Origin of the sequence: Variovorax sp. WS11 (assembly GCF_010499245.1) — a bacterium.
Taxonomy (GTDB): domain Bacteria; phylum Pseudomonadota; class Gammaproteobacteria; order Burkholderiales; family Burkholderiaceae_C; genus Variovorax.
Genome location: NZ_JAAGOW010000001.1, coordinates 23,313 through 33,664, shown reverse-complemented (window position 1 = coordinate 33,664; position 10,352 = coordinate 23,313). Strand labels below are relative to the sequence as shown.

At 70.0% G+C, this 10,352-nt stretch carries 12 protein-coding genes; 8 read left to right on the top strand and 4 right to left on the bottom strand.

Annotated elements, in window-relative coordinates; genetic code table 11:
• Window positions 1–3 precede the first annotated feature (3 nt).
• Window positions 4–735, top strand: a complete 732-nt coding sequence (gene fabG / locus GXN78_RS00185; RefSeq protein WP_106556622.1) for a 3-oxoacyl-ACP reductase FabG — start codon at window positions 4–6, stop codon at window positions 733–735.
• An 18-nt stretch (window positions 736–753) separates the two neighbouring features.
• On the opposite strand, the gene GXN78_RS00180 is transcribed toward fabG, so the two are convergent.
• From GXN78_RS00180 to GXN78_RS00165, 4 genes are all read right to left on the bottom strand, one after another.
• Window positions 754–1,530, bottom strand: coding sequence for a glycosyltransferase family 2 protein (locus tag GXN78_RS00180; RefSeq protein ID WP_106556623.1), 777 nt, complete (start codon window positions 1,528–1,530; stop codon window positions 754–756).
• A complete protein-coding gene (locus GXN78_RS00175; protein WP_106556624.1) occupies window positions 1,497–2,294 on the bottom strand; it encodes a lysophospholipid acyltransferase family protein in 798 nt (265 codons plus the stop codon). The genes GXN78_RS00180 and GXN78_RS00175 overlap by 34 nt, the downstream gene beginning before the upstream one ends.
• A gap of 15 nt (window positions 2,295–2,309) precedes the next feature.
• Window positions 2,310–3,341, bottom strand: coding sequence for a Rid family hydrolase (locus GXN78_RS00170; protein ID WP_181360539.1), 1,032 nt, complete (start codon window positions 3,339–3,341; stop codon window positions 2,310–2,312).
• Between the two features lie 175 nt (window positions 3,342–3,516).
• Complete coding sequence (locus tag GXN78_RS00165) at window positions 3,517–4,878, bottom strand: NAD(P)/FAD-dependent oxidoreductase (RefSeq protein WP_106556720.1); 1,362 nt, start codon at window positions 4,876–4,878, stop codon at window positions 3,517–3,519.
• Between the two features lie 169 nt (window positions 4,879–5,047).
• On the opposite strand from GXN78_RS00165, the gene GXN78_RS00160 reads away from it, so the two are divergent.
• From GXN78_RS00160 to GXN78_RS00130, 7 genes are read left to right on the top strand one after another with little or no spacing between them, the layout of a single operon-like run.
• Window positions 5,048–5,773: a YebC/PmpR family DNA-binding transcriptional regulator gene (locus tag GXN78_RS00160; RefSeq protein ID WP_068685400.1), complete on the top strand. Its 726-nt coding sequence runs from the start codon at window positions 5,048–5,050 to the stop codon at window positions 5,771–5,773.
• A gap of 22 nt (window positions 5,774–5,795) precedes the next feature.
• Entirely contained in the window at window positions 5,796–7,091 is a 1,296-nt protein-coding gene (gene purD, locus GXN78_RS00155) for a phosphoribosylamine--glycine ligase (RefSeq protein ID WP_106556625.1), read from the top strand.
• Entirely contained in the window at window positions 7,091–8,005 is a 915-nt protein-coding gene (gene hemF, locus GXN78_RS00150) for an oxygen-dependent coproporphyrinogen oxidase (RefSeq protein WP_181360540.1), read from the top strand. The genes purD and hemF overlap by 1 nt, the downstream gene beginning before the upstream one ends.
• Window positions 7,996–8,613 carry a nicotinate (nicotinamide) nucleotide adenylyltransferase gene (gene nadD / locus GXN78_RS00145; RefSeq protein ID WP_106556627.1) on the top strand — a complete coding sequence of 206 codons (618 nt, stop codon included), beginning with the start codon at window positions 7,996–7,998 and terminating at the stop codon, window positions 8,611–8,613. Before hemF ends, nadD begins: the two co-directional genes overlap by 10 nt.
• Window positions 8,613–9,284, top strand: coding sequence for a ribosome silencing factor (gene rsfS / locus GXN78_RS00140; RefSeq protein ID WP_106556628.1), 672 nt, complete (start codon window positions 8,613–8,615; stop codon window positions 9,282–9,284). Before nadD ends, rsfS begins: the two co-directional genes overlap by 1 nt.
• A complete protein-coding gene (gene rlmH, locus GXN78_RS00135; protein ID WP_093107651.1) occupies window positions 9,281–9,748 on the top strand; it encodes a 23S rRNA (pseudouridine(1915)-N(3))-methyltransferase RlmH in 468 nt (155 codons plus the stop codon). The genes rsfS and rlmH overlap by 4 nt, the downstream gene beginning before the upstream one ends.
• Window positions 9,745–10,350 (top strand): Maf family protein, encoded by a 606-nt coding sequence (locus tag GXN78_RS00130; protein ID WP_106556629.1) that lies wholly within the window; start codon window positions 9,745–9,747, stop codon window positions 10,348–10,350. Before rlmH ends, GXN78_RS00130 begins: the two co-directional genes overlap by 4 nt.
• The last annotated feature ends 2 nt before the right edge of the window (window positions 10,351–10,352 follow it).

The window sequence follows — 10,352 nt, the reverse complement described above, 5'->3', positions numbered from 1 at the left end:
CTCATGAGCCTCAACGGAAAACGCGCATTGATCACCGGCGCCAGCGGCGCCCTCGGCGCGGCTGTCGCCCAGCGCCTGGCACGCGACGGCGCCACGGTGCTGCTGCACGCCAACTCCAGGCCGCAGGCCGTCGAAGAGCTCGCGGCCGCCATCACGGCTGCCGGCGGCCAGACCGAGTGCCATGTCTTCGACCTCGGCAGCGACGAGGCCTCGCGCGCCGCCTGCGAGCGCATGCTGGCGGGCGGGCCGGTGCAGATCCTCGTCAACAACGCCGGCGTGCACGACGACGCGGTGCTGCCCGGCATGCGCGCGGCGCAGTGGCACAGGGTGATCGACGTCTCGCTCAACGGCTTCTTCCGCGTCACGCAGCCCTTGCTGCTGCCCATGCTGCGCACGCGCTGGGGGCGGATCATCAACATGTCTTCGGTGGCCTCCCTCACCGGCAACCGCGGCCAGGTCAACTACGCGGCGGCGAAGGGCGCGCTCAACAGCGCGACCAAGGCGCTGTCGCTCGAAGTCGCGGCGCGCGGGGTGACAGTCAATGCGATCGCCCCAGGCATCATCGCCTCGCCCATGGCCGACGGCGCCTTCGACAAGGCGATGATCGACCAACTGGTGCCGGTGAAGCGGGCCGGCAGGCCGGAGGAGGTGGCGGCGCTGGCGAGCTTCCTGGCGAGCGAGGAGGCGGCTTACATCACGGGGCAGATCATCTCGATCAACGGTGGGATGATCTGAAGGCGGACTCCGCCTTCTTCAGCGCTGAAAGGGCGGCGCCCGCCGCACCCGGCGCAGCAGCAGACTCGGCAAGCGCAGCACGAACTCGATCATCAGCCGCGTGTGCATCCACGTCAGCAAGGCGTTGTCGCGCAAGTAGTTGAAGTGCGAGACCCCGCCTTCCTCGGCCGTGAGGTACTTGACCGGCGCGTCGATGTTGACCGGCTTGACGCCGCGCCAGGCCAGGCGCACCACGGCCTCGGTGTCGAAGTCGAAGCGGCGCATCCAGGGCTGGCGTTCCATGATCGCGATCAGTGCCGGCACCGGGTAGACGCGAAAGCCGTAGAGCGAGTCGCCGATGCCGGCGAACAGCGTTTCGAGCTGGGTCCAGCTGTTGGAGACCTTGCGGCCGCGCACCCGCAACAGCGGCGCCGAGGCATCGAAAACAGGCCGCCCCAGCACCATGGTCTCGGGCCGGGCCTGCGAGGCCTGCATGAAGGCGGGGATCAGGTCGGCCGGATGCTGGCCGTCCGAATCCATGGTGAGCGCATGCGTGTAGCCGGCCTCCTGCGCCGCGCGCAGGCCGTGCAGCACGGCCGCGCCCTTGCCCTGGTTGTGCGGCAGCAGCCAGACGCGCAGGCCGGGATCGGCGGCGGCCATCTGCTGCAGCCGCTCGCCGGTGCCGTCGGTGCTGCCGTCGACCACGACCCACACCGGATTCCATTGCGCGCGGGCCGCGCTGACGGTGGAGAACAGGCGCTCGCCCGTGTTGTAGCTGGGGATCAGGACAAGGTGGGTGCGCGAGACTGCTGGCATGCGGGCTGCGCGTCGGTGGCGCGCTGTTCCATGGGGTGTCGGAAATACTGTTCGATCTCGTGCAGCAACATGTTGCTGTCCGGCTGGGGCGCGAAGCGCCGGCCCAGCCGCAGCGTGAAGACGATGGGCAGCGGCGGCACGCGCCACAGCGGCCAGCCCTTGGCGAGGTACGGCGACTCGGTGTCGATGAACACGGTCTGGATCGGCGCCTGTGCCAGCTTGGCGATCAGCGTGACGCCTGGTCGGAAGGCGTTGAGCGGCGGCGTCACGGTGCGCGTGCCCTCGGGGAAGATCACCAGCTGGCCGCCGGCCTTGAGGTCCTCGACCGCGAGCTTCACCATGGTGCGCGCCGAGTCGTTGCGGATGTAGCGCGCCATCCGCGCGCCCGCGCCGAGGAAGATGTTGCGCATCAGGTCGGCCTTCATGATGCAGGCGCTGCGCGGCAGGCGTGCCACCAGCAGCAGGGCGTCGAGCATGGTGGGGTGGTTGGCGACGAAGATCACCCCGCGCTCGTCGCGCAGCGCGTCGAGGCAGCTGGCATCGATGCGCATCATCCCCACGGCCGAGGCGGTGGCCCAGAAGGCGCGGTAGGCCAGCGCGATCACGCGGCGGCCCAGGGCGCGGCCGGTGCGCGCGGGCAGCACCGGGTAGAGCAGCATCGCGACCAGGTTCCAGGCCAGCGAGATGCCGCCCAGCAGCGCTAGCAGGGCGTAGAGCAGCAGGGCGAGCGGGATGGAGACGATCCAGCGCAAGAGGCGCTTCATGGCGAGCCCGTACCGTCAGGCGCCCAGCGAGCCGGCGGCGACGGCATGGGCTTCGATCTCCACCAGCAGGTCCTGGCGGCAGATGTCCGCCTCCAGGTAGACCGCGTGGCGCAGCATGTGGGAGTGAGCGCCGAGCCTCCGTTCGAGCACCTGGCGCACGATGGGCGTGTCGGCAACATGGCGCACGTAGACCACGGCATCGATCGAATCCAGGCCGAAGCGTGCGGACGTGCACTCGTTGGCCGCGGCGATCACGGCCTCGAGGTTGCGCAGCGTCTCCTCGGTCTGGGCCCGCACATCGCCCGGGTGCACCGTCTCGTGCCCGACGATGCTGGCCGTGCCCGAGATGAACAGCGCCACGTCGCCGCCGCCGAGCTCGGCCAGCGCCGCGCGCGAGAAGGTGGGCGAACGCGGGCCGTAGGCCGGCGGGTAGTGGTAGGCCGAGACCTGCCGCGGGTTCTCCACCGGCAGCGGCGCGACGCGCCCGGCCAGGAAGCGGATGCTCAGGGCGCCCTGGTGAATGCCCAGGGCGCAGGCGGCCGGCGCGCCTTCGAAGGCGGCCTGGCCGGCCTCGACGAAAGCCTGCTGGCGGCCGAGGTTGAACTGGCGGTAGCGCTCGAGGCCGCCGCCGTCGGCGTTGATGCGCGGCAGGTAGTTCCAGACGCGCAGCAGGTGGGTGCAGCCGGTCTGCGCGAGCGACTGGAAGAGGTCGCGGTAGGCGCGGTGGGCCGGCTCGGCGAGGTCGGCCCCTTCGCTCGTCTCGTCGAGGTCGATGGCCCCGAGCATCCAGTGGCCGTCGCAGCGCCAGCGCACCGCGCCGGTGATGCCGGATTCGACGTGCTCGCTGGCATGCCACACGTCGGCCATGGCGCCGGCCTCGGACAGCACGCGCGCGTTGACGGTGGGCATCCAGGACAGGTGTGCGGGTGTGCCGTAGCCCAGCGCGCCGAAAGGCGCCTGCCCGCTCAGGGGCAGCGCCAGGCTCTGGGACAGCGACAGTCGCTCGACGCGCAAGGGCGGCACCCCGTTGAAGTCGCGTGCGCTCACTGGAGAACCTCCCCCAGGCTTGTCACTTCGTGGACTTCGCGCACCCCCTCCTGAAGGAGGGGGCGAGCGCCTTCGGGCGGCCGGGCGGCGCTCAATAGTGCCCCCACGCTTGTCACTTCGTGTACTGCGCTGCCCCCCGAGGGGGCCTTCGCGCCTTCGGGCGGCCGGGCGGCGCTCACCTGGCCTCGCCCACGTTTTCGCCGGCGAGCGGCCCGAGGTCGCGGATGTTCCGGCGCCGCCGCTGCCAGGACAGCCAGGTGCGGCGCGGATGGCCGGCCGACACCAGGTAGTACAGGGCCTTGAGCAGCCGCAGCGAGCGCCAGATCGGCGTCTTGCCGTAGATGTCGCCGGCCAGGAGCGAGAGCAGTGCTTCCTTCACGCGGAACGGGTTTTGCGGGTACATGAAGAATTCGCGGATGGTGGGATTGGTCACGCGGAAGATGAACCAGGAGAACTCGCGCGGGCCCCTGCGCATGTCGCGCTCGAAGCGCTGCCGCGCCGCAGCGGCAGCGGCGGGCCGGTCGAGCGTGGCGGCCACCACCTCGGCGCCTTCGAAGGCGCTGTACATGGCGAGGTAGACGCCCGAGGAGAACACCGGGTCGATGAAGGTGTAGGCGTCGCCCAGCATCAGGTAGCGCTCGCCGCTGCAATGCGTGCTGGTGTACGAATAGTTGCCGGTGGCGTAGACCGCATCGTCCACCAGCGTGGCCTGGGACAGGCGCGCGGACAGTTGCGGGCAGAGCGCGATGGTGTCGGCAAAGAAATCCTTGAGGGGCTTGCTGCGCGACTTGAGGTAGTAGGGCCAGCAGACGGCGCCGATGCTGGTGGTGCCGTCGGCCAGCGGGATGTACCAGAACCAGCCGTGCGCGAACCAGAAGATGGTGATGTTGCCCTCGAGCTTGCCCGGTAGCCGGTCGGCGTTGCGGAAATGGCCGAAGAGGGCCGAGCTGTTGTGCTTCGGGTTCTTCTTCTTGGCCTTGAGCTTGTTCGACAGGAAGGTGTCGCGGCCGGAAGCGTCGAGCACGAAGCGGGCGCGCCAGCTGCGCGCGGCGCCGTCGTCGAGGCGGGCGCTGACCGTGGCGCCCTCGGCGTCGAACTGGACATCGCGCACGCGGCAGCCTTCGATCGTCTGCGCGCCGCGGGCGCCGGCGTTGCGGAACAGGATCTCGTCCATCTCGGAGCGCCGGACCTGCCAGGCGTAGGGCATGGTCTTGTCCCAGGCGTCGGCGAACTCGACCATGGCGACGTGGTCGTGGTCGGGGGAGACGAATTCCACGCCGAACTTGGGCATGCCGATGCGCTCGATGTCCTCGCGCAGGCCCAGGCGGTCGAACAGCTGCACGTTGGCGGGCAGCAGCGACTCGCCGATGTGGAAGCGCGGATGGTGCTCCTTCTCGAGCAGCACCACCTTGCGGCCCTGCTGTGCCAGCAGCGCCGCGGCGGTGGAGCCGGCCGGGCCGCCGCCGATCACGAGCACGTCGCAGTGCTCCGGTGCAGGTGCTGCGGCTTCGGCATTCGTTGTTGGAGGAATATTCATGCGCTGTGAGGGATGGAAACCGGAGATGCCCGAGCTGGCCTGGCGCATCAGCGGCGGATTATCCCAAAAAGGATCTGTGCTCCCGCTGTAGGACGCGGGGCCGTTGTACGCGGCGGACAAGTAAACTCCCTACCTGCTTTGAAAACACGAGATAGCGAGAACGACTGCCATGGCCGGACACAGCAAATGGGCAAATATTCAGCACAGGAAGGGCCGGCAGGACGAGAAGCGCGGCAAGCTCTGGACCCGTGCGATACGTGAAATCATGGTCGCGGCCAAGGCCGGCGGCGGCGACCTGAGCGCCAACCCCCGCCTGCGGCTGGCGGTCGACAAGGCCAAGGCGGTCAACCTGCCGGCCGACACCATCAAGCGCAACATCGACAAGGCCACCGGCAACCTCGAAGGCGTCAGCTACGAGGAAATCCGCTACGAGGGCTACGGCATCGGCGGTGCCGCCATCATCGTCGACACCATGACCGACAACCGCGTGCGCACCGTGGCCGAGGTGCGCCACGCCTTCGGCAAGCACGGCGGCAACATGGGCACCGAAGGCTCGGTCGCCTTCCAGTTCAAGCATTGCGGGCAGCTCGTGTTCGCGCCCGGCACCAGCGAGGACAAGGTGATGGAGGTCGCGCTGGAGGCCGGCGCCGAAGACGTGGTGACAGACGAGGACGGTGCGATCGAAGTGCTGACCGCGCCCGGCGACTTCGAGGCGGTGCGCGATGCGCTGGAAGCCGCCGGCCTCAAGCCCGAGGTGGCAGAGGTCACGATGCGGGCCGAGAACACCATCGAGCTGGCCGGCGAGGACGCCGCCAAGATGCAGAAGCTGCTCGACGCGCTCGAGGACCTCGACGACGTGCAGGATGTCTATCACAACGCTGCGCTCTCCGAATGAGGGTGCCCATGAAAGCCTGCGAATGAAGGTACTGGTGATCGGGGGAGGGGGCCGCGAGCACGCACTGGCGTGGCGCCTGGCCCAGGCCGCGCGCGTGAGCCGCGTCTACGTGGCGCCGGGCAACGGCGGCACGCGTGCGGATTCGCGCTACGAATGCATCGACATCGCCGAGCCCGCCGCGCTGCGGGCCTGGGCCCTGAAGGAAAAGATCGCGCTCACCGTGGTCGGCCCCGAGGCGCCGCTGGCGGCCGGCGTGGTGGACGAATTCCGCGCGCACGGGCTGCGCATCTTCGGCCCGACCAAGGCCGCAGCGCAGCTGGAGAGCTCCAAGGCCTTCTCCAAGGCCTTCATGAAGCGCCACAACATCCCCTCGGCCGAATACGAGGCCTTCACCCACCCCGGGGCAGCCCATGCCTACGTGGACGCCAAGGGCGTGCCCATCGTCATCAAGGCCGACGGCCTGGCGGCGGGCAAGGGCGTGGTGGTGGCAACGACGCTGCAGGAAGCGCACGAGGCCATCGACTTCATGCTGGTGGACAACAAGCTGGGCATCTCGCACAACGAGGGCGGCGCGCGCGTCGTGATCGAGGAGTTCCTGCAGGGCGAGGAAGCCAGCTTCATCGTGCTGTGCGACGGCGTGAACGTGACCGCGCTTGCCACCAGCCAGGACCACAAGCGCCTGCAGGACGACGACCAGGGCCCCAACACCGGCGGCATGGGGGCCTATTCGCCGGCACCGGTGGTCACGGCCGAGGTGCATGCGCGCGCCATGCGCGAAATCATCCTGCCCACCATCCGCGGCATGGAGAAGGACGGCATCCCCTACACCGGCTTCCTCTACGCCGGCCTGATGATCGACGCCGCCGGCCACCCCAAGACGCTGGAATTCAACTGCCGCATGGGCGACCCCGAGACCCAGCCGATCATGATGCGGCTCAAGTCCGACCTGTTCGAGGTGTTCTGGCACGCCACCGACGGCACACTGGACCAGATCGAGCTCGACTGGGACCGCCGCGTCGCGCTCGGCGTGGTGATGGCCGCGCAGGGCTACCCCTTGTCGCCGCGCAAGGGCGATGCCATCCACGGCATCTCGCCCGAGGCGCCCGATGCCGTCGTCTTCCACGCCGGCACCACGCTCGAGAACGGCGAGCTGAAGACCAGCGGCGGGCGCGTGCTGTGCGTCACCGTGCTGGCCGACAGCGTCAAGCAGGCGCAGCAGCGCGCCTACGCGGTGGCGGCGCGCATCCATTTCGATGGGGCGCAGTACCGCAAGGACATCGGGTATCGCGCCGTCCAGGCGCGCACGCCCCACGGTTGATGCCCGACGATCCCCAAGCCGTCGGCGATTACCTGCGGGGCCTGCAGCAGCGCATCGTGGCCGCGGTCGAGGCAGCCGACGGCCAGGCCTGCGTGCGCGACGCGTGGCAGAAGGCGCCCGAGGAGCCGCTGCAGGGCAGCGGCCTGACCTGCATCCTGGAGGACGGCGCCCTGTTCGAGCGCGCGGGCTGCGGCTTCTCGCAGGTGCGCGGCCCGAAGCTGCCACCCTCGGCCACCCAGCACCGGCCCGAACTGGCCGGCGCGCCTTTCGAGGCGATGGGCGTCTCGCTGGTGTTCCATCCGCGCAACCCCTACGTGCCCACGGTACACATGAATGTGCGCATGCTGGCCGCGCTGCCGGCGCAAGGCGAGCCGGTGTGCTGGTTCGGCGGCGGCATGGACCTGACGCCGTACTACGGCTTCGAGGAGGACGCGGTGCATTTCCACCGCGCCTGCCGCGACGCGCTGGCGCCCTTCGGCGAGGACAAGTACCCGCGCTTCAAGACCTGGTGCGACGAGTATTTCTTCCTCAAGCACCGCAACGAGCAGCGCGGCATCGGCGGCATCTTCTTCGACGACTTCGCGGAGCTGGGCTTCGAGCGCAGCTTCGAGATGCTGCGTTCGGTCGGCGACGCCTTCCTGCCGGCCTACCTGCCGATCGTCGAGCGCCGCCGCGCCATGCCTTGGGGCGAGCGCGAGCGCGCCTTCCAGCTCTACCGGCGCGGGCGCTACGTGGAGTTCAATCTGGTCTGGGACCGCGGCACGCATTTCGGGCTGCAGTCGGGCGGGCGCACCGAATCCATCCTGCTGTCGATGCCGCCGCAGGCCAGCTGGGCCTACCGCCGCGAGCCGGAGCCAGGCACGCCCGAAGCGGCGCTCTACAGCGATTTCATCGTGCGCCGCGAATGGCTCTGAACAGGCCTCGAGTCGGCGTTTTCGGCGGTGCCTTCGATCCGCCGCACAACGCGCATGTCGCTTTGGTGCAGGCCGCGCTGGCGCAGCTGGGCTTGGCCGAGCTGCGCATCTTCCCGACCGGCGACGCCTGGCACAAGGAGCGCGCGCTGAGCGCCGGCGGGCATCGCCTCGCGATGGCGCAGCTGGCCTTCGAGGGCCTGCCGGGCGCCGTCGTCGACGCCCGGGAGCTGCGGCGCGCCGGACCCACCTACACTCTGGACACGCTGCGCGAGCTGCAACAGGAGCGGCCGGAGGCTGAACGGGTGCTGATCATGGGCGCCGACCAGGCCGCGTCGCTGCCCCGGTGGCACGGCTGGCGCGAGATCCTCGGCCTTGCCGTCGTCGCGGTCGCGCACCGTCCCGGTGCCACCGGCGCCGGGCCCTTCGATCCCCAGGCGCTGCCGGGCCTCCCGCCCGGCGCGCGCTTCGAGACGCTCGCGCTCGCGCCCATGGACACCAGCGCCACCGAGATCCGCAAGCGCGCCGCGCAGGCACAGGACCTCTTTGAACTGGTTCCGCCGGCGGTTGCACGCTATATTGACCAACACCACCTTTACCGTTCCACCTGATGAGTACTGAAGCCGCCGCCAAGAAAGACACCCAGAAACTCCAGAGAGCCATCATCGATGGCCTCGAGGACGTCAAGGCGCAGAACATCCAGGTCTTCGACACCGAGCACCTCTCGCCGCTGTTCGAGCGCGTGATCGTCGCCTCGGGCACCTCCAACCGCCAGACCAAGGCATTGGCCGCCAGCGTGCGCGACGCCGTGCGCGATGCCGGCTTCAACAAGCCGCGCGTGGAGGGCGAGGAGAACGGCGAGTGGATCATCGTCGACTGCGGCGCCGCGGTGGCGCACATCATGCAGCCGGCCATCCGCCAGTACTACCACCTGGAAGAGATCTGGGGCGACAAGCCGGTGCGCGCCAAGCTGGGCGCCCCCAAGCCGATCTCGGCCCGATCGGCCGAGGAGAAGGCGCCGGCCGCGAAGAGTCCCAGCCCCTCGCTGAGGCGCTCCAGCGCGGCCAAGACCGCACAGCGCGCGGCGGACGCCGCCGCCAAGCCGAAGCCGGCGCCCAGGAAAACGGCAGCCGGGAAGGCGCCGGCGAAGAAGACGCCGGTCAAGACCGTGGTCGTGAACAAGGCGCCTGCCAAGAAGGCCGCTGTCAAGAAGGCGGCTCCGGCGAAGAAGGCCGCCCCGGCGAAGAAGGCGCCGCGCAAGACCGCCACGGCGCGCGCATGAAGCTGCTGGTGGTCGCGGTCGGGCAGCGTATGCCCGACTGGGCACAGACCGCCTGGGACGACTACGCCAAGCGCTTCCCGCCCGAGCTCAAGCTCGAGTTGCGCGCCGTCAAGACCGAGCCGCGCGGCTCCAAGACCCTGGAGACGCTCTACGCCGCCGAGCGCGAGCGCATCGAGGCGGCCATCGCCAAAGGCATGCGCATCGTGGTGCTGGACGAGCGCGGGACGGCGCTCACCACCAAGGCGCTCGCAGCGCGGCTGCAGGCCTGGCAGGGCGAGGGCGACGACGTCGCCCTGGTGATCGGCGGCCCCGACGGGCTGGACCCCGCCTTCAAGGCCGCCGCGCACGAACGCATCCGGCTCTCGGACCTCACCTTGCCCCACGCGATGGCCCGCGTGCTGCTCGTCGAGCAGCTCTACCGCGCCTGGTCGGTCAACGCAGGCCATCCCTACCACCGCGAATGAAGGACGCTTTCATCTACCTCGCGTCGCAGAGCCCGCGCCGCGCGCAGCTGCTGGGCCTGCTCGGCGTTCGCCACGAGCTGCTGTTGGCCGGCCCCGAGGAGGACGCCGAGGCGCTGGAACACGTGCAGCCCGGCGAATCGCCCACCGCCTACGTGCAGCGCGTCACCGCGCTCAAGCTGGATGCGGCGGTGGCGCGCCATCGCCGCCTGGGCCTGCCGCCGGCCCCGGTGCTGTGCGCCGACACCACGGTCGCCTTCGGCCGCGCCATCCTGGGCAAGCCCGCGGATGCGCAGGACGCGCAGCGCATGCTGGCCATGCTCTCCGGCCGCACGCACCGGGTGCTGACGGCCGTGGCGCTGCAGCACGGCAGGCGCCGGCACGCGGCGCTGAGCGTGTCGCGCGTGCGCTTCGCCGCCGTCGAGAAGCGGCGCATCGCTGCCTACGTCGCCAGCGGCGAACCCGAGGGCAAGGCCGGGGCCTATGCCATCCAGGGGCGGGCGGCGGCCTTCGTCGAGCACATCAGCGGCTCGCATTCGGGCATCATGGGGCTCCCGATGTTCGAGACTGCCCAGCTGCTGCGCCAGGCCGGCTTCGCGCTGTAGAA

Bases quoted from the DNA above. Each gene is read 5' to 3' on its own strand.
- fabG (WP_106556622.1), top strand. From the start codon at position 4: ATGAGCCTCAACGGAAAACGCGCATTGATCACCGGCGCCAGCGGCGCC.
- GXN78_RS00180 (WP_106556623.1), bottom strand. From the start codon at position 1,530: ATGCCAGCAGTCTCGCGCACCCACCTTGTCCTGATCCCCAGCTACAAC.
- GXN78_RS00175 (WP_106556624.1), bottom strand. From the start codon at position 2,294: ATGAAGCGCCTCTTGCGCTGGATCGTCTCCATCCCGCTCGCCCTGCTG.
- GXN78_RS00165 (WP_106556720.1), bottom strand. From the start codon at position 4,878: ATGAATATTCCTCCAACAACGAATGCCGAAGCCGCAGCACCTGCACCG.
- GXN78_RS00160 (WP_068685400.1), top strand. From the start codon at position 5,048: ATGGCCGGACACAGCAAATGGGCAAATATTCAGCACAGGAAGGGCCGG.
- purD (WP_106556625.1), top strand. From the start codon at position 5,796: ATGAAGGTACTGGTGATCGGGGGAGGGGGCCGCGAGCACGCACTGGCG.
- hemF (WP_181360540.1), top strand. From the start codon at position 7,091: ATGCCCGACGATCCCCAAGCCGTCGGCGATTACCTGCGGGGCCTGCAG.
- nadD (WP_106556627.1), top strand. From the start codon at position 7,996: ATGGCTCTGAACAGGCCTCGAGTCGGCGTTTTCGGCGGTGCCTTCGAT.
- rsfS (WP_106556628.1), top strand. From the start codon at position 8,613: ATGAGTACTGAAGCCGCCGCCAAGAAAGACACCCAGAAACTCCAGAGA.
- rlmH (WP_093107651.1), top strand. From the start codon at position 9,281: ATGAAGCTGCTGGTGGTCGCGGTCGGGCAGCGTATGCCCGACTGGGCA.
- GXN78_RS00130 (WP_106556629.1), top strand. From the start codon at position 9,745: ATGAAGGACGCTTTCATCTACCTCGCGTCGCAGAGCCCGCGCCGCGCG.